Raw genomic sequence first — 22,828 nt, 5'->3', positions numbered from 1 at the left:
AGCTTAATAATCTAAAATATCGATCAATAAAATAAAAACAACCTGTTTTACCTATTCAATCGATTGTCCTATCATGGCTGTATCAAATAAACATTTACTCCTTTGGAGACGTTAGTAATGTTAGATCAAAATACTTCAGCCCAACTTAAAACCTTATTAGAACGCCTAGAAGGCCCGATTGAACTGGTGGCGACTTTGGATGGCTCTGACAAATCAGCCAAAATCCAGGAACTGGTGTCCGAAGTGGCTGCACTGTCTGACCTGGTGACTGCACGCTTTGACGGGATCAATGCACGTGCGCCAAGTTTCGGGATTGCAAAAGCTGGTGAGGAACCACGTGTATTCTTTGCAGGCTTGCCAATGGGCCATGAGTTCACCTCACTGATCCTGGCATTGTTGCAAACCTCAGGTTATGCACCGAAAGTCTCTGATGAAGTTCTGGCGAATATCAAGAGCCTGGGTGTTCAATCTAATTTCGATGTATTTGTATCCTTAAGCTGCCATAACTGTCCGGATGTGGTTCAGGCACTTAACCTGATCGCCATCTATAACCCAGGCACTACAGCGACCATGATTGATGGGGCTTTCTTCCAGGAAGAAGTAGAAGAACGCAAAATCATGGCGGTTCCGATGGTGTTCCAGGACAACCAGCATATAGGTCAGGGTCGTATGACGCTGGAAGAAATCATTGCCAAGTTGGACAGCAATGCCGCTACCAAAGATGCGGAAAAGCTGAATGCCAAAGATGCCTTTGATGTCCTGGTGATCGGTGGTGGTCCTGCAGGGAATACTTCTGCCATCTATGCAGCACGTAAAGGCATTAAAACCGGGATCGTGGCTGAACGCATGGGCGGTCAGGTCATGGATACCATGGACATTGAAAACTTTACGTCTGTACAGAAGACCCAAGGTCCTAAATTTGCTGCCGAGATGGAAGCCCACGTGCGTGAATACGGGGTCGACATCATGAACCTGCAACGCGTGTCTGATATCAAAGGGGCAGACGAAACGGCCAATGGTCTGGTGGAAGTGACTTTAGAGAATGGTGCCAAACTGGAATCTAAAACCGTGATTCTGTCGACCGGCGCACGCTGGAGAGAGATGAACGTTCCAGGTGAGCAGGAATACAAAACTCGTGGTGTGGCCTACTGCCCGCACTGTGATGGTCCACTGTTCAAAGGCAAACGCGTCGCCGTGATTGGCGGTGGTAACTCGGGGGTGGAAGCTGCGATCGACCTGGCAGGGATTGTAGAGCATGTAACTTTGGTGGAATTTGATACCAAATTGCGTGCGGATCAGGTGCTGCAAGACAAACTGAACAGCTTGCCGAACACCACCGTGATCAAGAATGCCTTGTCGACTGAAGTACTGGGTGACGGTGCACAAGTGACTGCACTGAAATACAAAGACCGTGCTACGGATGAAGAGCATACAGTTGAACTTGCAGGGATCTTCGTGCAGATCGGTTTGTTGCCAAATACGGACTTCCTGAAAGAAACCCCAGTTGAGCTGACCAACCGTGGTGAGATCGTGATTAACGATCGCAATGAAACCAATGTGAAAGGTGTATTTGCTGCAGGTGACTGTACCACAGTGCCGTACAAGCAGATCATCATCGCGACCGGTGAAGGTGCCAAGGCGTCACTGTCTGCTTTTGATTACATCATCCGTTCAGGACAATAAAAAAATAGCACCTGGGTTCCCCAAAACCGAGGTGCTATATCTTATAAATACATTATTATCGCTTTATAGGAACTCAGGACGCTAACACCCGAGTTCCTTTTTTTATATTTATTATTGGAACAGCCAAAAGTGTCCCCACGCACTTTCAGCTGTTCCTTTCCTCTGCACAGTTTTTGTTTTCAACCCTTATTTTTATACTTTCCCCAAGGTTGTTTTTATATAAAGCAATGTTTATTCCATCGCTTCATTTTTAAGATTTAAATAAGTTCAAACCCTTAAATTTTTCCAGTAATTGTTCTTGTGTTTCCCGATACTCCGGATGTGGAACAATGCATTCAATCGGACAGACATCTACACAGGTCTGATGCTCATAAAAACCGACGCATTCTGTACAACGGTTCACATCAATTTCATAAACTTTCGCACCCTCATAAATCGCGTCATTTGGGCATTCCGGTAAACACATATCGCAATTGATGCATTTGTCGGTAATTAGTAGCGCCATATTTAACTCGCTTGATAAGCCAGTGAAGATGCCGAAATATCCATAGTCGAGCTTGGCAGATTACGGATGAGCAGGGCATATTGCATATCAACATCTGCCGGAACTGGAATCTCAACGATATGACCTGAACCTTTGGCGTCTTCGATCAGATTACCTTTTTTGTCTTTCATTTCGGTTAAATTGAAAGTGATATTGCCTTTAGTCGTCATCAGTTCGAGTGAGTCACCGACGATAAAACGGTTTTTCACATCGATCTTGATGTAATCTCCATTGCGCTCCAGTACTTCACCACAGAAAATTTGATGATCAAAACTGGAAGAACCATGTTCATAATTCTGATATTCACTATGCACATGGCGGCGTAGAAAACCTTCGGTATAACCACGATTCGCTAAGCCTTCCAATTGTGTCATCAGTGACGGATCAAAAGGTTTACCCGCAAGCGCATCATCAATCGCTTTACGGTAAATTTGAGCAGTACGGGCGCAATAGAAATAAGACTTGGTACGGCCTTCGATTTTCAGTGAATGCACACCCACTTTAGTTAAGCGCTCTACATGCTGGACTGCACGCAGATCTTTCGAGTTCATAAAATAAGTGCCGTGTTCATCTTCTTCTGCGGCAAACATATCTTCATCATTCCGCTGCAATAACACAGGCTCATCAAACTGATGTTGTTCTTGCATGTGTTGTTCGTCGGCATCTTTGGAGCAGCAGCCTGAATCCAGATTTTTCACTGGAATCACATCACCGGTTTCATCTTCCTTAGCATCCAGCACTTTATATTCCCAGCGGCAGGCATTGGTGCAGGCACCCTGATTGGCATCACGTTTGTTCATATAGCCTGACAGCATGCAACGGCCAGAATAGGCCATGCACAGTGCACCATGAACAAAGACTTCAATCTCCATATCGGGCACTTGCTGTTTGATTTCTGCAATTTCTTCAATCGACAATTCACGTGACAGAATCACGCGGGTCAGGCCCATATTTTTCCAGAATTTCACGGTTGCCCAGTTCACGGCATTGGCCTGAACAGACAAGTGAATATCCATCTCTGGAAAATGTTCACGCACCAGCATGATCAGACCTGGATCGGACATGATCAACGCATCTGGCTGCATCGCCACTACAGGCGCTAAATCACGAATAAAATTTTTCAGCTTGGAGTTATGCGGCTGGATATTGACCACCACATAGAACTTTTTGCCGAGTTCATGTGCTTCTTTAATGCCAATGGCGAGATTGTCATGGTCAAATTCATTATTCCGAACCCGCAGGCTATAACGCGGCTGACCGGCATAGACTGCATCTGCACCATAAGCAAAGGCATAGCGCATATTTTTCAGTGAGCCAGCAGGTGAGAGAAGTTCGGTAACAGTGGTAATGCTCATGATCAAATCGAAAGACATATAAAAAGTACGGCTTTATTCTAATCATCTGGAATTTGGATTCAACCTAGTAAATCACTCGGAAATACGCGATTTGGATGTAAAACAAGGTTCTTTTTTAAGTAGGGAATTCTCCATAAAATATCTTCAATATTCAGTCATTTTCAGGATTTTCAAGCGTTTTTAAAATCTGGCAATGATCAATAGTGGTTGGGGTGTTGCAACGTTCTCTCAGTGTGATCAGTTGCCGTTCAAATATTTGTAATTCTTTAATTTTATTTGAAATATCCGAAAGATGCTGATCAATCAATTGGTTTACGGCACAGCACTCCTGCTCCGGATTTTGTTCAAGTTGAATCAGGGTTTCAATCTCTTTTAATGACATGTCCAAGGCACGACAACGCTTGATAAAAAGCAGTCTTTTTAATGTGTCTTCACCATAATAACGATACTGATTACTTGCTCGAAAATTCGGCTGAATAAAGCCTTTTTTCTCATAAAAACGTAAGGTATCGGTGCTTAGACCAGTTTTTTTGGCCATTTCTGAAATCAAATAAACTGACATATCGCCCTCATGCTTGACCTTGGAGTTAGTCCATAGTTTCTAATCAATTTATCGTATTTTGGATAAAAAATCATTGGGGGAGTTATATGGCCTGTAGTTGTAGTCCTGAACCGGCACCCATCAAGCCCAACAGCAAATTTAGAGCAGCGCTATGGATTGCCTTGCTGGTAAACTTCACTTTATTTGTAGTGGAGCTGATCGGTGGTGCATATGCACATTCATCAGCCTTGTGGGCAGACGCGCTAGATTTCTTTGGTGATGCCGTCAATTACGGGATTTCTTTGGCTGTACTTGGTGCGAGTCTGTATTGGCGGGCAACAGTCGCTTTGGTAAAGGGGATGACCATGGCATTGTTTGGTCTGGTAGTGATTGGCAAAGTGATTTACGCCTATCTGCAAGGCATTCCACCTGAAGCACTGACAATGGGCCTGATTGGCATCCTAGCCTTAGTGGCGAATGTATTTACAGCAGCAATTCTTTATGCTTTTCGTGAAGGTGATTCCAATATGCGGTCGGTCTGGCTCTGTAGCCGTAATGATGCAATTGGCAACTTTGCGGTCATTTTGGCAGCCGTAGGCGTATTTGGTACAGGCAGTCTTTGGCCGGATATTATTGTGGCTGTAATTATCGCTACACTCGGCATCACATCAGGTTATCAAGTGATTAAGCAGTCTCTGGAAGAAAGATCACTTAAACATAAATCCAGCTAATTTTTATATTTAAAGCTGTCCTGCAGGGCAGCTTTTTATTTATTTCCATTTTTATAATATTTGAAAAATAAAGCTTTACAAATAAACAAATTAAATTAGAATCTCTGGCGAAATTCAGAAAATATACATAAATTTTAATAATTTAGTTTTTTGCATCGTGCGAGGGTTAATGTGAATTTAATTAAAATTTTTTCAATATTGGCAATATCGGGGCTAGCCGCTTGTAGTTCCAAAGTCGTGACTTATGATGCAACAGGAAAAATCATCGGTTCATGTATGGCGACGCGTGGCCTACTTTCGACCGCAAGTGCACATTGTAGTGGTTCAGGCGATGCCTTAGGTGTGAATTACAATACGCCAGATGCGAATACAGGCCTATTACCAACGCCACCAAGCCAAAATCAGATTAATTTAAAACCGTAAATAATAAAGGGGAATATCATGAAATTATCAGCACTTATTGCACTTGTAGCGACTGTTGTATTGACGGGCTGTGCATCGTCAGTAACTACATTTGACTCTCATGGCCGTATGATTGGTTCATGTAAAGCGCAAACGGGTTTCATCATTGCAGGTGGCGCAGGCTGTTCAGGTTCTGCAAACCAGGAAGGTCGCGATCGTTAATTATTTAGTGATGGTTCCAATAAAAAACCGGACTTTTAAGTCCGGTTTTTTAGTTTAGAAAATCTTATTTTTCAACGAATGCACGTTCAATCACGTAATCGCCTAAAACGCCCATTTTCGGAGATTCTTTCAGACCGTGTTGATCAAGAAGCGCAGCAACGTCATCTAGGAATGCAGGGCTACCGCATAACATGGCACGGTCAGTTTCCGGGTTGAAACGTGGCAGACCGATTTTTTCAAACAGTTCACCGGTTTCAATCGCGGTGGTTACACGACCTTGGTTTGGATATTCTTCACGGGTGACGGTTGGGTAATATACCAATTTTTCTTTCGCGCCGAGTTCAGAGAAGAATTCATGATTTGGCACTTCATTCAGGATCAAATCTTGATAAGCCAGTTCTGAAATGAAACGGGTACCGTGAACTACGATGATTTTTTCAAAACGCTCATAAGTTTCAGGATCGCGAATAGTCGACAGGAACGGTGCAAGACCAGTACCAGAAGAAAGAAGGTAAAGATTTTTACCTGGGTTCAAGTCATCAAGTACCAATGTACCTGTCGGCTTTTTAGAAACCAAAATGTCATCACCGACTTTGACTTTCTGTAAAATCGAAGTCAGTGGACCATCAGGCACTTTAATTGAGAAAAATTCTAACTCTTCTTCGTAGTTGGCGCTTGCAATTGAATATGCGCGCATTAACGGCTTGCCATTGACTTCAAGGCCGATCATTACAAACTGACCGTTTTTAAAACGCAAAGCAGTGTCACGAGTCGTTTTAAAAGAGAATAAAGTATCATTCCAGTGGTGGACGTGAGTAATCTTTTCGACGTTAAAAGCAGCCATTAAAGGTCTCAATAAATTATCAAATTAGAACAGCTTGCTATTCTAATCTAAATTCATTCTCGATAAACTGAATATATTTAATTGAGCTTATCAAAAAAAGTGATGATGACTGAACTGACGCTGCCGATTATTGGTTATATGCGTTCTCCCTATAAAGAAAAATTTGGTATTCCTCGTCAGCCGAATCTGGTTCAGGTCGAAAGCTATATTGAAATGGTCGGGTCCTATAATGACCTGCTCGCCTTTGAGGGAATTGAAGAATTCAGTCATTTGTGGCTGGTCTGGCAATTTCATGACAATAAAAACCAGCACAACAGCCAGTTTCGTCCACAAGTGCGTCCGCCGCGTTTGGGTGGTAACAAGAAAATAGGCGTGTTTGCTACGCGCAGCATGTATCGTCCATCACCGATTGGTTTATCTGTGGTCAAACTCAAAGAAGTGAGAAAAGTGAGCAAACATGTTCGAGTGTATGTGACAGGGAGTGACTTGCTCGATGGCACGCCAATTATGGATATCAAACCTTATATTCAATATTCGGATGCCATCATTGAAGCACAAAGCGGTTATGCACAGGATGAACCACCACGTAAAACCGTCATTTGGAGCGATGAAGCGGAGCAGCAAAAGCAACAATTACTAGGAAATGGAAAAATTTCTGTGCAGACTATTCAGGAACTGGAAGCTGTCTTATCTTTAGATCCAAGACCTGCATATCAGGAAGATGAAGAACGGGTATATGGGATGAAGTTTGCAAATGTTGATATCCATTTCAAAATTCATGCTCAGCAAGTGCTAATTGTTGCTATCCAGCATATTCCTTCCTAGATTATAGGTTCCACCACAAAACCCCAATCAACACTGCCATATGCAAAATCTGCACAGGCGCAAAATAAAGGACAAACTTCCAGCCACCGGTCAAAGCTGCATTGGCTGACTTGGCCAGGGCATGAGCACCCAGACCTAAAAGCAGGGCATAAATCAGACGCATATTTGAAGGATCGCCTTGAACGACGACACTGGCCATCGCGGCATGAATCTCGAATAAAGAGGCGAGCAAGGTCCCGGCCAGTAAGCCGGCATCCCCGAGCCAGACCTCCAGTCCGTAAACTCCAGCCTGAATCAATGTTAATGTGACTGCAATAATCACAGCTTCTTTTAAGCTGAACATCTGGCTGTCTGACGATTCCATGCTCGGCGCAGGTTTTGCCTTGCGCAATAATAAAAATGCACAGGCTGCCAGAAGGATTACGGCAACTAAAGAGGGCAAGAGCAGGATTTTAAGCCAGCTCCAGGATACGCCCCCGATCACAATCAATAGCAACACAATAGTCGAGATACAGGACATCAGCGCGGCACCGGCATTCGATCGTGCATCCATTTCACCTTTACGGACCTGTAAGCCCAACTGAGCGATGGTCGCCGTACTGGAAACAAAACCGGAAGCGATGGAGGACAGCATCAGGGCATTTTTAGTCGAGAAAAAGCGTTTCGCAATATGAGCCAGAGCTTGTACCACTAAAATTAAGGTCAGTAATTTGAGAATAAGATAAGGATTAAGCACTTCGCCCCAAAAAGGCCGGTCAGGGGTCAGCGGCAGACCAATCAAAATTAAGGCCAGTAATAATAGTCCATCCCTAAATTCGGCTTCTTTAATCCATTTTCCGGCAATATTGTGCATGGTATGTTTGGCCATCAAAATACCGGTTAAGAGCACAGAAAGACCGGCTGCCAGAGGAATATTCCACAAACACATGGCGCCAACAAAATAGGTCATCACAAATGCAAGCTCTGTGGTAATGCCCGGATCATCAGGCTGATTTTTGATGGATAAAATGACCATACCACCCACGATCAAAGCACCTATTACAGCAATCACGATTCCAAACAGGAAACACAGTGCACCCAATAAAGCACAGATTGCAAAGGAACGTAAGCCGGCAAAACTCGGTTGCTGCTCACGTTGTTTATGTCGTTCCCGCTCCAGACCAATCAATAGGCCGCAGCCCAATGCCGAGGTGAGTATCGTGAGCAGTTCATGAAAAGAATGCGCATGCAGGGGAACCGCAGTCAGATCCATCTGTGACCTCAGCAAGCTAAGAGTTGATTATTTAAAAATATATGTGATGAGATCAGGTTTGCATAGATTAAAAATGTTGCGGTAACGATCAAATCCATTCTTTACTTTCTTTTTGAGATTGAAATAGAAACGTACATTCAAAAGGTGGGGAGCATGCGAAAAACTGCAAAAACTTGTTATAGTGGAGGCAAGTTTGGGGACTGATAATAATGAAATTTGACTTTGAAATGGATACGGCATGGTGTCTAGACCAACTCTTTAAAGACGGTAAAATCAGTGAACGCGACCGAATGCTGGTACAAACCACTCATCGGCAACGTGAACAATTAAAATGGCACCCTTTACAGTGGATTGCCAATTTTAATCTGGTCGATCAGTCCCATCCCCAAACGACTTTGACCCTGAACCGTTTATGTCAGTGGCTGGCAGAAAAAACCGGATTGATGTTCTATATTATTGATCCGCTTAAAGCTGATGTACAGGCATTGACCCATGTCATGTCGCAGGAATATGCACTGCGCAACCATATTTTGGCAGTAGAAATTCAGGCAGACAAAGTTCTGATCGCCACGGATCAGCCTTATAAAACCGAATGGGTGTCGAATCTCGAGCAAAATATTTCCCCGAAAAAAATACAACGGGTATTACTGAATCCAGAACAATTACAACGTTATATTACTGAATATTATCAGGTCAGTCGTGCAGTCAGTGGTTCACAAAAATCCTCTGCCTATGACCGGGAAAATAAGGGCGTCGAAGCCTTGCTGCAATTGGGTGATTCACAGAATCCGGATGCCAATGACCAGCATATTGTCAAACTGGTGGACTGGGTGCTGCAATTTGCCTTTGAACAAGGTGCCAGTGATATTCACATGGAACCACGTAAAGACACCGGCAAGATCCGTTTCCGGATTGATGGGGTGCTGCATACGATTTACAATATGCCGGCCAATACATTGACCGCCGTCATTTCCCGAATCAAGATTCTGGGCCGAATGAACGTGGCGGAAAAACGTAAGCCACAGGATGGCCGACTGAAAACCCGCACGCCCAAAGGACAGGAAACTGAACTGCGCCTGTCGACCTTACCGACAGCTTTTGGTGAAAAACTGGTAATGCGTATTTTCGATCCGGAAGTGCTGGTGAGAAGTTTTCAGCAACTCGGTTTTGAAGGTCATCTGCTCAACGACTGGAACAATCTGACCAGTCATAGTCATGGCATTATTCTGGTGACCGGTCCGACCGGTTCCGGTAAAACTACTACGCTTTATTCAACTCTGAAGCAGCTGGCGACTGAACAGGTCAACGTCTGCACGATTGAAGATCCGATCGAGATGCTGGAACCTAGCTTTAACCAGATGCAGGTCAATAATGGTATTGATCTCGGTTTTGCTGACGGCGTGCGCGCACTAATGCGTCAGGACCCGGACATTATCATGGTTGGAGAAATTCGTGATCAGGACACTGCCAATATGGCGATTCAGGCAGCATTGACCGGTCACCTGGTTCTATCGACTTTACATACCAATGATGCGCCGTCGAGTCTGACCCGTCTGCATGATTTAGGCGTACAGCCATTTTTGACAGCAGCAACCATCTTGGGTGTTCTGGCTCAACGTTTGGTTCGTAAGCTGTGTCCACACTGCAAACAGGAAAGTTTCCTGAACGAGCAGGAGTGGCAGCATCTGGCAGCCGATTATCCTTTGCCGCGACCGGAATTTGTCTTTAAGGCGGTAGGCTGTGAAGAATGTCGGCATACCGGCTATAAAGGCCGTATCGGGATTTATGAGTTTATGCCACTGAGTCTGACCACCAAACAGTTGATTGGTGCGGATGCTAACCTGAACCAGCTGCGTCAGCAGGCGAAAAAAGAAGGCGTAGAGCCGCTCAGAATTGCCGGGGCGCGCAAGATTCTGGAAGGTGTGACCACGCTTGAAGAAGTCCTGAGAGTGGTGCCCTTAAATTAATTTTGAAAATGAAGCAATCTTAAGATTCAATTCATGTTTGGCTGTTTTAATAGCATCATCGAAACAAGGCAAGACTTTAAAGAGGTAACTGCGATGAAAATGATGATAAATACGGTTTTGGCAGCTGCATTGATGGGTTCTATCGCGACAGCTACGATAGCAAGTAGTGACACGGCTGTGAATCAGGCCGCTTTTGCTAAATCGACTACAGTCAAACAGGCACTGGCCATGAAAGATGACAGCAAAGTTCAGCTCAAAGGTTATGTCGTGAAAGCAGTCGGTGATGAAAAATACCAGTTCCGCGACAGTACAGGCACCATTACGGTTGAGATTGATGACGAACTTTGGCAAGGCAAACCGATTTCAGCCAAAACACCGGTAATCATCACAGGTGAAATCGACATTGATTATAAACCGGCAAAACGTGTTGAAATTGAGGTTGATCAGGTTCGCTTCTAATATCGCCTGATTTGCTGAAATCAGTTTGAACATAGCAACAAAAAACCACATGCAAGTTACCAAAAAGCATGTGGTTTTTTTGAGTCTGCTGCTTTTTCAGGGCAAGATAGAACAAGGAAGCAAACGGAGCAGAATATGCGTATTCTTTTGGCAGAAGATGATCAGTCTCAGGCAGACAGTATCCAGACCTGGCTGGAAATGGATGGTTATGTGATTGATCGGGTAGAGCGCGGTGATCATGCGATCCTGGCGATTGAACAGCATCAATATGACTGCATTTTGCTGGATCGCGGCCTGCCGAATGCCACTGGAGACGAGATTTTGAAAAGTTTGCGCAGCCAACAGCAAGATACGCCGGTGATTTTTATTACGGCCAAAGACAGTATTGATGACCGGGTTGAAGGTCTGGATTTAGGCGCGAATGATTATCTGGTCAAACCTTTTAGTCTGGAAGAACTTTCGGCCCGGGTACGTGCCCAGCTCAGACAGAAGCAGCAAACACCGAATCATATCCTGCTCTGGCAGGATCTCAGTCTGGATACTCAAGCCAAAACCCTGACTAAAGAAGGTCAAGCTGTGAATCTGACTGCGAAGGAATTTCAAATTCTATACAAGCTGATGCAGCAGCCTGAACATATTGTCACCCGTGAACAGCTGGAAGAATCGCTGTACGCTTGGGGTGATGAAATTGAAAGTAATGCCATTGAAGTATTTATCTATCAGCTGCGTAAAAAAATCGGCAGCCAGATGATCAAGACTATTCGCGGTCTGGGCTATCGCATGCATAAGGCTGAGGTATAAACCTATGTCAGCTGCTATTTCCTTGCAAACTAAACTGATCAAACATGCGCTGTTCAGTTCGATATTGGCTGGAATATTGGCCTGGCTGCTGTTATTGGGAATTTCCAGTTATCAAGCCAGTCAGCTGCATGATGAATTAATGGAGCAGATTTCTGAGTTGCTGCTTGGCGATGTGACCCAGGCCAAAGACGCCCAGGTCGATGAACTCAGTGAACAGTTCGATATCCAGTATGCCTTGTTGCTGGATCAGCAGGTACTGACAACTTCGATTGATGATGAATTAATTAATCCCATTCCAAAAGCACAGAACAACGGCTTCCAGTTTGCTTATGAAAATGGCCATTTTATCCGTATTCTGACTGCGGAAGATGACGACCTTCAGGTCAAAATCGTACAGCCACTTTCAGTACGTTTCGATGAACTCTGGCAAACCACCTTGGGCTTTGCCGGGATCTTATTCATCTTATGGCTAGTGCAATGGCTGATTTTGCGTGTTGCGATCAGACGCCAGTTACGGCCATTAAACAAGATTTCCCGCGCGATTGGTTCCAAGACTGCTCAGGATCTGAGTCCTATTAAAACACCTGACCCTGAAATCACTGAACTGCAACCGATCATTCGTCAGCTGAATGCCATGCTCGGCCGGCTGGAGAAATCACTGGCTGCTGAACAGCGCTTTACTGCAGATGCTTCACATGAGCTGCGTTCGCCACTGTCTGCGATTCAAATGCGGCTACAGGTTTTAAAACGCAAATATCAAGATGATGCACAGCTCCCTCAGGCATTACAGTTGATCCAAAATGATGTCAACCGCGGTACGCAGGTGCTGGAAAATTTACTCTTGCTGGCACGACTCGATCCGGAGCGAACAGGGCAATTAGCAACGCAAACGATTAATCTTAAGAATCTGGTTCAGGAGGCTTTGCAGGCCTTGCAGCCTTTTGCAGAAGAAAAAGACATTCATTGGAATCTAAAACTTGAGGATGCTGTGATCGAAGCGAATCCAGAACTGATTTTTAGTTGTATTCGCAATCTGGTCGACAATGCGATCCGTTATACGCCGCAACAGGGACAGGTCGAGATCCGAACAGTTATTGAGCAGCATCAGATACAGTTACTGATTGAAAACTCAGGAGAGGGGATTGCTGATGAGGTACTGGAACGTTTAGGTGAACGTTTTTATCGGGCTTTGGGTACGCGAACTCAGGGTTCGGGTTTAGGCCTGTCCATTTGCCAGAAAATTATGGCACTGCATGCAGCTAAAATTGACTATGCGCCGTCGGACTTGGGTGGACTTAAAGTGTCATTGAGTTTTGAGCCTGATGGCAAAATCTCATGATTAGAAGATTAAAAAGCAGTATGCGCTGATTCATACTGCTGCTTCCCACGTTTGTTATTTTAGATTGTTTTAATTATTTGGTCAGAATAAGACGGTTGTTGCGGGTCAGGCGCAAGCGGTATTCTTCGCCGGCATGCATGATCCGGATTTCACGACCCAGTGCAAACAGATTGTTGGAGTGCAGCATTGGCAAGGCATGGTGAGTATCATTGTTACGGGTGAATAGGCTAAATGGGGCGTTCATTCCGTCGACTCCGTGGTGTGTTTTGGATTGATTTAAATGATAATCATTATCGAATAGATCTGTCAACGAAATATTGAGCAATTTATAAAAAACTCTAATTTGCTTACAATCTGTAAAACTTTACCGGTTCTGTACATCATGACTAAAGCTACAATTCATGTCGCAATTGCGCTTTTATTTTATCAAAATCAGGTTCTAGTCGGCTGGCGTGAGGCCAAGCAGCATCAGGGCAATAAATATGAATTTCCAGGCGGAAAAGTTGAACAGGGCGAATTACCAGTCGAAGCCTGCCGCCGCGAAGTGATTGAAGAGGTCGGGGTTGATATCGAACGCTGGCATGCTTCTGATTTTATTTCTCATGAATATGAAGATCTCATCGTCAATTTGCATATTTTTCATGCTTCAGTACAGCCTACTCAACTGGCTGAAATCAAACAGCCTTGGCGTTGGTATAGCCGGGAAGAACCTGGTCAGCTGAATTTCCCGAAAGCCAATCAGTCCATGATTCAAAAGCTGCAATGGCCGCAGCGCATCAAGATTGCTGAGGATCTGGATATCTTATCAAGTCTGGATACAGATCAAATGTTGTATTGGCGCGTGGAAGCAACGCCTGAACGGATCATGCAATTACAGCAATATCCGGTAGATCAACTCTCCAAGTTAATCATTAATCAGCAGCTTTGGTCACAACTGAATGAATTGCAGCAGCAGACGATTCGTACGATTCATCTAAAACAGATTCAATTGATGGACTTGAAACAAGGTGAATTGAAATCTGGTTATCGTTATCTGGCAGCCTGTCATGACCTGAGTGCTTTAATGCATGCAGAACAGATCGGTTGTGAAGCAGCCTTGCTGAGTCCGGTACTGGCGACCGCAACGCATCCGGACACGCCTGCGCTAGGCTGGGAGCAATTCAAGCAAATGGCAGAGCAGGTACAGATTCCGGTTTTTGCTTTGGGTGGAATGAAGGCTGATGAGCTTGAGTATGCAAAAAGCCAGCACGCTTATGGCATTGCCGGCATTCGCTATATTTAAACACTTTATTTATAAAATAAATTTTCTATTGGTAAGTCAGTTTCTATGGAAAATTATCTTAAAGCTTTTTCAATGCCTGTTGAGCTTGCTGAATCGCTTTGGCATTTTTCCGCAACTGAGCAGATTTAAGGCGCACTTGCCAAAGCTGCTTTTTCATGGCACTAGATTGTGCATAACTCAGGCCACGTAAGGCAAAAGCATCGGCGCTTGCTGGCTGATTTTTACGGTTAGCAATCATACCCAAGTATAAATAGGTTTCCGGTGCCTGAGGGGCCAGTCGCTGTGCCTGAGTTGCAGACGCTTCAGCTTGAGCGAACTGCTGCTTGGTATAGGCCTGCTGGGTTTGCTGCATCAGACTCTTGAAAGCCGGCAGATTACGGCCATCATCAAACTTTTGGCTTTTCGGCTTCTGTTCAGGAATGACAATTTTCTGACGTTTGATGTCAGGACGGTCATAAGGCGTAATCACTACGCTGTCTGGCGTTTTTGCCTTAGGTTTTTCCGTCGCAGGCTTGACTGGGGTAACTGGCTTTTCTGGCTCAGAGATACTTTGGCAGCCCACCAGACTGAGGATGAGCAAACCAGGGAGGATTTTTCTTAACATAAACATAGACTCAATTAATGGCTATAACTTCCACTGGCGATAATACGGGTTTCGCTCTCAAGATCGCGTTCTATTTCTGTTTCACTTTCTTGTATGTAGCGACTCATATCATCCTGTTCAGCATCAGATGGCGCAGGTTCTGAATCAATATCATAAGGTTCCGTCGCATAGTGCGAGATGCCGCAGGCAGTCGCCTGATTTGGCAGGGCATGACGCGAAATCGGGATATACATGGCGCCTTCACAGCCTTGTGCAGACAACAAACCCGTATGACGATCTAGCCAATGCCATTCGATTTCATTCGGCTGTGGCAGATTCACCGGTTTCTGGCGCAACTGTTTCATGACATTGGTCCAAACGGGCAGGGCACCCGATGAACCGGTCAAGCCAGTGACTTTATTGTCATCCAGACCGAGCCAGACCACGGTCATATAATTACCTGAATATCCGGCAAACCATGAGTCACGGCTGTCATTCGTGGTACCGGACTTACCGGCAAGATTCAGACTGCGTGGCAAGCTGTTATAGGCTGCACGGCCTGTACCATTCGACATGACCTGTTGTAAGCCATAATTCAGGGCATAAGCGGAAGCAGGATCAATAGTCGGTTGTACACTCAGGCTATAACGATCCAGAGAGCGGCCGTTGGCATCCACCACAGAGCGGATGGCTTTAGTTGGATATTTAAAGCCGCCTGTAGCAAAGTTGCCGTAAATGTTCATCACTTCCATCGGGGACATATCTACCGCACCCAAGTAAATCGACGGATAAGATGGAATATCTGAAGTTACACCAAATTTTTTCAGATGATTAATAAAGGTAGACAGGCCAAATTCTTGTGCTAAACGCACAGTAGACAGGTTATAGGATTGCGATAGTGCTTGTGACATTGGAATGACACCATGTCCGCGACCACTATAGTTTTTCGGCGTCCAGGTTTTGCCATCACTCTTAATGCTGATTTCACTGTCTTCAATCGGGCTCGCCCAGTGATAACGGTTCGATTCTAGTGCGCTCAGGTAAATCACAGGCTTTAATAGGGAACCGACTTGACGCTTGGCATCGACTGCACGGTTAAAGCCGGTAAAATCTTGAGTAGAACCTAGTGCGGCCACCAGCTCACCATTTTCCGGATGCGATACCAATACCGCACCCTGTAAATCTTTCAGGCGACCCGGATTGGATTTGCTTAAACGCGCCACCGTCTCTTTAAAGCTGTCCTGAATTCTGGTTTGGGCCAAAGGATCTAAAGTAGTGAAAATTCGCAGACCCTGATTGGTCAGATCGGTTTCCTGATAATCTGTGCGTAATTGACGACGTACAATATCCAGAAAATCCGGGAAGCGGGCAGGGCCTAAAGTCGGTTTTGAAATGACATTTAACGGACGTGCGGTTTCTTTTTCATATTGTTCCTGAGTCAGATAGCCCATCACCAGCATATTATTCAGGACGATATCACGGCGTTTTTTCGCACTTTCAGGATTGCGCCATGGATTGTATAGACTCGGTCCTTGGACTAAACCCACCAAAAATGCTTGCTGGGAAATATTCAGTTCACGCAGTGGCAGGCCAAAATAAAACTGCGATGCCAGACCATAACCATTAATGGAGTAGTTACCATTCTGGCCGAGATTTACCTCATTCAGATAAGCTTCTAGAATTTCATTCTTGTCATAATGCAATTCAATCAGCATCGCCATAAAGGCTTCATTCACTTTACGTTTTAAGGTGCGCTCAGGGGTTAAATAGAAATTTTTGACCAGCTGCTGGGTCAAGGTTGAGCCACCCTGACGTTTACCACCGGTAATATTGCTGACTACGGCACGTGCAATACCACGCGGTGAAACCCCATGATGCTCATAGAACTTACGGTCTTCGGTCGCGATCAGCGCTTCGATCAAGGGCTTAGGCACTTTATTTAGCTTGATCAGCACACGGTCTTCGTTATGCTGCGGATAAATCCCACCAATTAATAAAGGTTCTAAACGCGCAATCCCGCTTGAAGACGGTTTGGTTGCGCTGACTTCTGCAATCTGTTCACCGCTGAAACTGACTTTCAATATTTGTTCCGGTTCAACCCGGTCACCAAAATCAAAGCCGCGTGTATGCACATACAGGGTATTACCCGTGGTGACAAAGTTGCCTGATTTAGTATAACTATCCGAATTTTTATAACCGAGTAATTTTAATTCTTGTTGGAAATCCTGCAGGCTGACTGGGGCATTCACGTACACTTCCATCGGACGTGCGAAGACCTTGGCCGGAATATCCCAGCGCTGACCTTCAAACTTGTCGCGTACAATATTGTCTAATCTAATCAAATAGATACTAAATGCTACAAAGATAGAAATGACAATAATAGAAAAAATTAAGGCAAGAAACCCCATGCCACGTTCAGATTTCATAAATACTTATAAGATCCTGTGAAATTGTGCTAATCATGCGAAGCTTTTCATTATTTTGCAATATTTAATCAAGAAATGCGCTTAAAATTAAAATGAAACCCCACAATTTCTCCTTAATTCGAATATATTTCAAATAATTTCCTACCTATGAAGCACTGTTATAAATTGTCATCCAGGTATAGCTTAATGTTATGATAAGCAGGATTCGTAGCGGAGCGACGACACTGGTGCAAATTTCCCATAAGACCTTTCGAAATATCGGGTTAATAGGACGTCCTGATAAATCGTCGGTGGTTGAAACCTTATGCCTTATTCACGATCATCTTCTCAATTTAGGCCTACACCCAGTTTTTGATGCAGCGACAGCTGAACTTGTTCCCTATCAAAATACCCAAACCGTCAGTCGTGCCTTATTGGGTGAGGTGGTGGATCTGGTGATTGTCGTGGGCGGTGACGGCTCGCTATTACATGCAGCACGCGCCTTGGTCAAGTACAATACCCCGGTGATCGGGGTTAACCGTGGTCGTCTGGGGTTTTTAACGGATATCAAGCCGACTGAAGTGATATTCAAGCTGGATCAGGTATTAAAGGGTGACTTTCAGACTGAGCGACGCTTTTTACTCGAAGTCGAAATTCGCTCCAAAGGTGAAGTGATTTACGATGCCATTGCTCTAAATGATGTGGTGCTACATTCAGGGAAATCGGTACATATGATCGATTTTGAACTGAATATTGATGGACAATATGTCTATCGTCAGCACAGCGATGGCCTGATAGTCTCTACGCCGACTGGTTCTACGGCTTATGCGCTTTCTGGTGGTGGCCCGATTGTACATCCAAGTATGGATGCGATTGCCTTGGTACCGATGCATCCGCATACCTTGTCTTCACGCCCGATTGTGGTCGGTGGACATAGTGAAATTAAATTACTGATTCGTGAAAATCGCGTACTGCCGATGGTTAGTGCGGATGGACAACACAGTGTGTCTTTGAATGTGGGCGATAGCGTCCATATTCGCAAGCATCCCTTTAAACTGAATCTTCTGCATCCACCGGGTTATGACTTTTATAATGCCTGTCGAACCAAACTGGGGTGGAATCAGGACTTTGATTATTTTAAGCAGGATTAAATCATGAATATTGAACAAATGCTTGCCGTACTCAATCCTGAGATTGTTGAACGTCTAAGAACAGCAGTCGAAATTGGAAAGTGGCCAAACGGTGTAGCCTTGACACCAGAACAGCGTCAGACCTGTATGCAGGCAGTGTATGCCTGGGAAATGAAAAACCTGCCTGAAAATGAGCGCAGCGGTTATATCGATCGCGGTACTAAAGAAGAGGGTGAGGAATGTGATGATGATCATCACAAAAATGAACCAGAATTCAAGCCGATTCGTTTTGTTTAAGGCTTAATTCCCAGCCAATAGCAATACAATTAAAAAAAGCATTGTTAAGTGATTAACAATGCTTTTTTTCTTTATACTATAAAGATTAAACCGTGTGGCGATTCACCCATAAGGTTTTGGCTTTTTGCATCGCAGCTTCAAAGCTGTCACACACGCCCATGGTATATAGCGCAATGCCCATAGTTTCTATCACTGCAATCTCGCCATAATCATGGCTTTGCTGACCGTCCCAGACAGCTTTAAATAGCGCCAGATCCAGTTCTTCTTCAATCGGACTGCGGTAGTCAGTTAGTTTCGGCAGTTCATGCTCATATAGTTCACCATCTTTAATGCCACAGATAAGCGTTTTGGCATCCGGATTACGCTCGAATTCGCCGCCTTCACCTTTAATCACTGCGCTGTTTTTATAGCCTAAGCGGAAAGCCGCTTGCTGATGCGAACCACGATAAGCCGGATGGAAAATTGCTTGCAGGGTCGCTTTGGCATTAAACGGATTGATCAGACGCGCCAAGGTATGAATTGGGGAGCGTAGCCCCATGACATTACGCAGCGTAATCAAGTCCGCCAGAATTGGAGAAATCACTTCTAGCGGGATATAAGCAAAATGCTGTTGTTGTAGCTGCTGTTCAACCTCGGCATCATTTTGACAGATTGGATAGCCTAAGTAAGTCAGCACCTGTTCGGTGTAAACGCGGTTCATGGTATGGCCCGAGGCACCATGCATCACAATATTATAACCATGCTTGGCCAGTGTCAGGGCTGCCAGAATAAACCATGGATAATGTTTGCGTTTGCCTGCATATGAAGACCAGTCCAGATCGACATCCAGTTTTTTGAAATTCAGCTGATCCCGTGTCGCCTGTACAAAACCGGCCAACTCATCTACAGATTCTTCCTTGACCCGCAATAACATCAAGAATGCACCTAACTGCACATCCAGCACTTCATTTTTTAAAATCATGCTAAAGGCTTGATAGGCTTCATCATAGCTGAGAGAGCGGGCGCCATTTTTCCCTTTACCCACAATGCGTACATATTGGGCAAAGGGATGTTCGAAATCTTTATAAATATTTCTTTTGGTATTCATAACTTTTTACAGCTTGCAGAAAATATTAATGTCAAGGGAGAGGGTGAAAATCCATAAACATTTCAGTATACGTAAAACAATCAGTTAAATCTGATTATCGACTAATGTCTAATCTATTCTGGTTAAAACATAAACAAGCGCATAATAAGTTATGCACATTTAGTCTGAATATTCGGTAAAATTTAGGCAATTTTTAGAGTCTGTTTAATTTTTCTTAATCTCTTTCTCCCATTTAATACTTTGGTCTGATACTTGAGTGTCAGATTCAATGCATGGCTGATTATCATTTTTGAACATTCTCTTGAGCCTTTTGAGACTTGATCCGGTTCATCCTGAGAAGGGATGAAGAGGTCAGTATATTTCTCAAAATGGTCTTTCTTATTTTTGATATCGTTCAAGTAGATTTATTATGGCGAAACAACCAATTTATAAGTCACTGTATTTTCAAGTGATTGTGGCCATTATCGCAGGTATTCTGGTCGGGCATTTTTCGCCTAGTGGTACGCAAATTATCAATGGCGTAGAACAGCATGTCCCTGGCTTGGGCGAACAGCTTAAACCGCTTGGTGATGCATTTATCCGTCTGATTAAAATGATTATCGCACCTGTGATTTTCTGTACCGTGGTCAGCGGTATTGCAGGTATGGAAAGCATGAAATCAGTCGGTAAAACTGGTGGTGTGGCTTTACTTTACTTCGAGATCGTATCCACGATTGCTTTGGTCATCGGTCTGGTCGTGATTAACATCGTCAAGCCTGGTGTGGGCATGAACGTTGATCCTGCTTCACTGGATACCACTGGCATCAGTAAATATGTCGCTTCAGGTGAGTCACAATCGACTATCGACTTCCTGATGAACATCATTCCAAATACGGTTGTGGGCGCATTTGCGGAAGGCGAAATTCTGCAAGTTCTATTGTTCGCGATCATTTTTGGTTTCGCACTGCATAAGCTGGGTGATCAAGGCAAGCCAGTCCTGAAACTCATTGACCAGATTTCACATGTATTCTTCAACATCGTGAACATGGTGATGAAACTTGCTCCAATCGGTGCATTTGGTGCGATGGCATTTACAATTGGTAAATATGGTATTGGTTCTCTTGCTCAGCTGGCACAGTTGATCATTTGTTTCTATATCACCTGTGTACTATTTATTTTCATCGTATTGGGCTCAATTGCGCGTTTTGCTGGTTTCAGCATCATGAAGATGATCCGCCTGATTCGCGAAGAACTTCTGATTGTACTGGGGACGTCATCTTCAGAGTCAGTATTACCACGTATGTTGAAGAAACTGGAACTTGCCGGTGCCGAGAAGTCGGTAGTAGGTCTGGTGATTCCAACTGGTTACTCATTTAACCTGGATGGTACGTCGATTTACTTGACGATGGCTGCGATCTTCATTGCACAAGCGACCAATACGCAACTTGATTTGTCTCATCAAATTACCCTGCTTCTGGTACTTCTGATCTCATCTAAGGGTGCGGCAGGTGTGACTGGTTCAGGCTTTATTGTGATGGCGGCAACCTTGGCTGCCGTAGGTAATATTCCTGTTGCAGGTCTGGCCTTGATTCTCGGTATTGACCGTTTCATGTCTGAAGCTCGTGCCTTGACCAATCTGGTTGGTAACTCTTTGGCGACTTTAGTGGTTGCGAAATGGGTTGGCCAGTTAGATATGGACAAGCTGAACTATGCTTTAGCAAATCCTGCAGAAATTGATGAAAAAATGGCGCAAGAAGGAAATAACGCTCACTAAGTTTGAGTCTGTCTTTCGTGTCTAAAAGGGAAGCTTCGGCTTCCCTTTTTTATTGACTGTGAAGTTAGTAAAAAGATGAATGCCGGCACATGACAGGGAGCATGAAAGTCGATAGTCTGTGAAAAGGAAACTCAAATGATAAACAACAAGGACAATAGAATGCTTGCCTACGATGCCGATCTAGAATTATTCCGCGATAATTTTAAACGCTTTATGAACGAACATGTCGCACCATACTATGACCAGTGGGAACGTGAAGGTCTGATGCCGCGTTCAGTCTGGAATGCACTCGGTGAAAATGGCTTCTTGTGTGTCGATGTTCCGGAAGAATATGGTGGCTATGGGGTGCCGACCGATTATTCATTGATGTTGATCGAAGAATCTGCACGTGCCGGATACAGTGCCATTGCCACAGGTCTGTCTTGTCATTCCGATATTGCAGCACCGTATATCCTGCATATCGGTACCGAAGAACAGAAAAAATACTGGTTACCAAAAATGGTGACCGGTGAAGTGGTCGGTGCGATCGGTATGACCGAGCCAGGCGCAGGTTCAGATTTACAAGCCATGCGCACCAGCGCTATCTTGCAGGATGAATATTATCTGTTAAATGGCTCAAAAACCTTTATTTCCAATGGTCAGCATGCTGACTTGGTGGTGCTTGCCGTCAAAACTGATCCGCAAGCCCGCGCCAAAGGCGTTTCATTGCTGCTGGTTGATACTCATCTGGAAGGCTTTAAAAAAGGCACCAATCTGGACAAAATTGGCCTGCATGCTCAGGATACGTCTGAGCTGTTCTTCGACAATGTTAAAGTGCCAAAGGAGCAATTACTGGGTCAGCCGGGACAGGGATTTGCTTACCTGATGCAGGAATTGCCGCGTGAGCGTACCGCCATTGCTGCCACCGCTTTAGGCGCTATTCGTGGCTCTATTGATGTGACTACACAATATGTGAAAGAGCGTCAGGCTTTTGGTCAGGCCATCGGCCAATTCCAGAATACCCGTTTTGTGCTTGCGCAAGCGAAAATTGATGAATTGGCGACCGCAGCTTTTTATAACCAGAATCTTGAGCTTTATATGCAAGGGAAGCTGGATGTAGAAACTGCAGCAGCATTGAAAAGCTTTTCTACCGATATGCAGATGAAAATCGCGGACAATCTCCTGCAATTATTTGGGGGTTATGGCTATATGACTGAATATCCAATTTCACGTTTCTTCGTTGATGCGCGGATCCAGCGGATTTATGGGGGTACCAATGAAATCATGAAAGAGATCGTGGCACGCGGTCTGTTAGGACGTTAATAGCTCAACCATAAAAAAAGAGTC

The 22,828-nt window shown here is 44.5% G+C and carries 23 protein-coding genes; 14 read left to right on the top strand and 9 right to left on the bottom strand.

The annotated features are described in order from the left end of the window. Window positions 1-117: 117 nt before the first annotated feature. Entirely contained in the window at window positions 118-1,683 is a 1,566-nt protein-coding gene (gene ahpF / locus F890_RS03835) for an alkyl hydroperoxide reductase subunit F (RefSeq protein ID WP_004279017.1), read from the top strand. Between the two features lie 250 nt (window positions 1,684-1,933). Here ahpF and F890_RS03830 read toward each other — a convergent pair whose 3' ends face one another. The 3 genes from F890_RS03830 to F890_RS03820 form a co-directional block, all read right to left on the bottom strand. Further along, on the bottom strand, window positions 1,934-2,188 hold the full coding sequence (locus tag F890_RS03830) for a YfhL family 4Fe-4S dicluster ferredoxin (RefSeq protein WP_004645588.1): 255 nt from the start codon (window positions 2,186-2,188) through the stop codon (window positions 1,934-1,936). Between the two features lie 2 nt (window positions 2,189-2,190). Further along, on the bottom strand, window positions 2,191-3,600 hold the full coding sequence (gene yegQ / locus F890_RS03825) for a prephenate-dependent tRNA uridine(34) hydroxylase TrhP (RefSeq protein WP_004645587.1): 1,410 nt from the start codon (window positions 3,598-3,600) through the stop codon (window positions 2,191-2,193). 133 nt (window positions 3,601-3,733) lie between these two features. Then, complete coding sequence (locus F890_RS03820; protein WP_004279012.1) at window positions 3,734-4,144, bottom strand: Cd(II)/Pb(II)-responsive transcriptional regulator; 411 nt, start codon at window positions 4,142-4,144, stop codon at window positions 3,734-3,736. An 86-nt stretch (window positions 4,145-4,230) separates the two neighbouring features. Between F890_RS03820 and F890_RS03815 the strand changes: the two genes are divergently transcribed. From F890_RS03815 to F890_RS03805, 3 genes are all read left to right on the top strand, one after another. Next, complete coding sequence (locus F890_RS03815; RefSeq protein ID WP_004279010.1) at window positions 4,231-4,854, top strand: cation efflux transmembrane domain-containing protein; 624 nt, start codon at window positions 4,231-4,233, stop codon at window positions 4,852-4,854. A 171-nt stretch (window positions 4,855-5,025) separates the two neighbouring features. Next, on the top strand, window positions 5,026-5,277 hold the full coding sequence (locus tag F890_RS03810; RefSeq protein ID WP_004279009.1) for a hypothetical protein: 252 nt from the start codon (window positions 5,026-5,028) through the stop codon (window positions 5,275-5,277). Between the two features lie 18 nt (window positions 5,278-5,295). Then, complete coding sequence (locus tag F890_RS03805) at window positions 5,296-5,478, top strand: YgdI/YgdR family lipoprotein (RefSeq protein WP_004279008.1); 183 nt, start codon at window positions 5,296-5,298, stop codon at window positions 5,476-5,478. A gap of 64 nt (window positions 5,479-5,542) precedes the next feature. Here F890_RS03805 and F890_RS03800 read toward each other — a convergent pair whose 3' ends face one another. Further along, window positions 5,543-6,322 carry a ferredoxin--NADP reductase gene (locus F890_RS03800; RefSeq protein WP_004279005.1) on the bottom strand — a complete coding sequence of 260 codons (780 nt, stop codon included), beginning with the start codon at window positions 6,320-6,322 and terminating at the stop codon, window positions 5,543-5,545. Between the two features lie 105 nt (window positions 6,323-6,427). Between F890_RS03800 and tsaA the strand changes: the two genes are divergently transcribed. After that, the gene (gene tsaA / locus F890_RS03795; protein WP_004731629.1) at window positions 6,428-7,147 is read left to right on the top strand and encodes a tRNA (N6-threonylcarbamoyladenosine(37)-N6)-methyltransferase TrmO; all 720 of its coding nucleotides are present in this window, start codon (window positions 6,428-6,430) and stop codon (window positions 7,145-7,147) included. Between the two features lies 1 nt (window position 7,148). Here tsaA and F890_RS03790 read toward each other — a convergent pair whose 3' ends face one another. Then, window positions 7,149-8,399: an MgtC/SapB family protein gene (locus F890_RS03790; protein WP_005103613.1), complete on the bottom strand. Its 1,251-nt coding sequence runs from the start codon at window positions 8,397-8,399 to the stop codon at window positions 7,149-7,151. A gap of 209 nt (window positions 8,400-8,608) precedes the next feature. Between F890_RS03790 and F890_RS03785 the strand changes: the two genes are divergently transcribed. The 4 genes from F890_RS03785 (at window position 8,609) to F890_RS03770 (ending at window position 12,965) form a co-directional block, all read left to right on the top strand. After that, on the top strand, window positions 8,609-10,366 hold the full coding sequence (locus F890_RS03785) for a type IV pilus assembly ATPase TfpB (RefSeq protein ID WP_004279001.1): 1,758 nt from the start codon (window positions 8,609-8,611) through the stop codon (window positions 10,364-10,366). A 93-nt stretch (window positions 10,367-10,459) separates the two neighbouring features. Beyond that, a complete protein-coding gene (locus tag F890_RS03780) occupies window positions 10,460-10,825 on the top strand; it encodes a NirD/YgiW/YdeI family stress tolerance protein (RefSeq protein WP_004645581.1) in 366 nt (121 codons plus the stop codon). 135 nt (window positions 10,826-10,960) lie between these two features. Continuing rightward, complete coding sequence (locus F890_RS03775) at window positions 10,961-11,626, top strand: response regulator transcription factor (RefSeq protein ID WP_004278999.1); 666 nt, start codon at window positions 10,961-10,963, stop codon at window positions 11,624-11,626. Between the two features lie 4 nt (window positions 11,627-11,630). Next, a complete protein-coding gene (locus F890_RS03770) occupies window positions 11,631-12,965 on the top strand; it encodes a sensor histidine kinase (RefSeq protein ID WP_004278998.1) in 1,335 nt (444 codons plus the stop codon). Window positions 12,966-13,038: 73 nt separating this feature from the next. Here the strand turns inward: F890_RS03770 and hemP are convergent, their stop codons facing one another. After that, on the bottom strand, window positions 13,039-13,209 hold the full coding sequence (gene hemP / locus F890_RS03765; protein ID WP_004645578.1) for a hemin uptake protein HemP: 171 nt from the start codon (window positions 13,207-13,209) through the stop codon (window positions 13,039-13,041). Between the two features lie 138 nt (window positions 13,210-13,347). Here hemP and F890_RS03760 point away from each other — a divergent pair, with 138 nt between their 5' ends. Then, complete coding sequence (locus tag F890_RS03760; RefSeq protein ID WP_005103610.1) at window positions 13,348-14,247, top strand: NUDIX domain-containing protein; 900 nt, start codon at window positions 13,348-13,350, stop codon at window positions 14,245-14,247. A gap of 58 nt (window positions 14,248-14,305) precedes the next feature. Here the strand turns inward: F890_RS03760 and F890_RS03755 are convergent, their stop codons facing one another. Together F890_RS03755 and mrcB are read right to left on the bottom strand one after the other, a co-directional pair. Further along, a complete protein-coding gene (locus F890_RS03755) occupies window positions 14,306-14,851 on the bottom strand; it encodes a hypothetical protein (protein WP_005103606.1) in 546 nt (181 codons plus the stop codon). A gap of 14 nt (window positions 14,852-14,865) precedes the next feature. Beyond that, window positions 14,866-17,256 (bottom strand): penicillin-binding protein 1B, encoded by a 2,391-nt coding sequence (mrcB, locus tag F890_RS03750; RefSeq protein ID WP_005103605.1) that lies wholly within the window; start codon window positions 17,254-17,256, stop codon window positions 14,866-14,868. Window positions 17,257-17,447: 191 nt separating this feature from the next. On the opposite strand from mrcB, the gene F890_RS03745 reads away from it, so the two are divergent. Both F890_RS03745 and F890_RS03740 read left to right on the top strand, forming a co-directional pair. Continuing rightward, complete coding sequence (locus tag F890_RS03745; RefSeq protein WP_004645573.1) at window positions 17,448-18,386, top strand: NAD(+) kinase; 939 nt, start codon at window positions 17,448-17,450, stop codon at window positions 18,384-18,386. A gap of 3 nt (window positions 18,387-18,389) precedes the next feature. Then, window positions 18,390-18,662, top strand: coding sequence for a YeaC family protein (locus F890_RS03740; protein WP_004278992.1), 273 nt, complete (start codon window positions 18,390-18,392; stop codon window positions 18,660-18,662). Window positions 18,663-18,747: 85 nt separating this feature from the next. Here the strand turns inward: F890_RS03740 and F890_RS03735 are convergent, their stop codons facing one another. Continuing rightward, window positions 18,748-19,749, bottom strand: coding sequence for a glycosyl transferase family protein (locus F890_RS03735; protein ID WP_004278991.1), 1,002 nt, complete (start codon window positions 19,747-19,749; stop codon window positions 18,748-18,750). Window positions 19,750-20,158: 409 nt separating this feature from the next. Between F890_RS03735 and F890_RS03730 the strand changes: the two genes are divergently transcribed. Then, window positions 20,159-21,502 (top strand): dicarboxylate/amino acid:cation symporter, encoded by a 1,344-nt coding sequence (locus F890_RS03730; RefSeq protein WP_004278990.1) that lies wholly within the window; start codon window positions 20,159-20,161, stop codon window positions 21,500-21,502. Window positions 21,503-21,661: 159 nt separating this feature from the next. Then, complete coding sequence (locus F890_RS03725; protein WP_004278989.1) at window positions 21,662-22,804, top strand: acyl-CoA dehydrogenase family protein; 1,143 nt, start codon at window positions 21,662-21,664, stop codon at window positions 22,802-22,804. Window positions 22,805-22,828 lie beyond the last annotated feature (24 nt).

It is taken from the genome of Acinetobacter sp. CIP 64.7 (assembly GCF_000369745.1).
In the GTDB taxonomy this organism is placed as follows: Bacteria; Pseudomonadota; Gammaproteobacteria; order Pseudomonadales; family Moraxellaceae; genus Acinetobacter; species Acinetobacter fasciculus.
The sequence above is the reverse complement of the archived record's forward strand: the minus strand, read 5'-3'. Positions and strand labels throughout refer to the sequence as shown.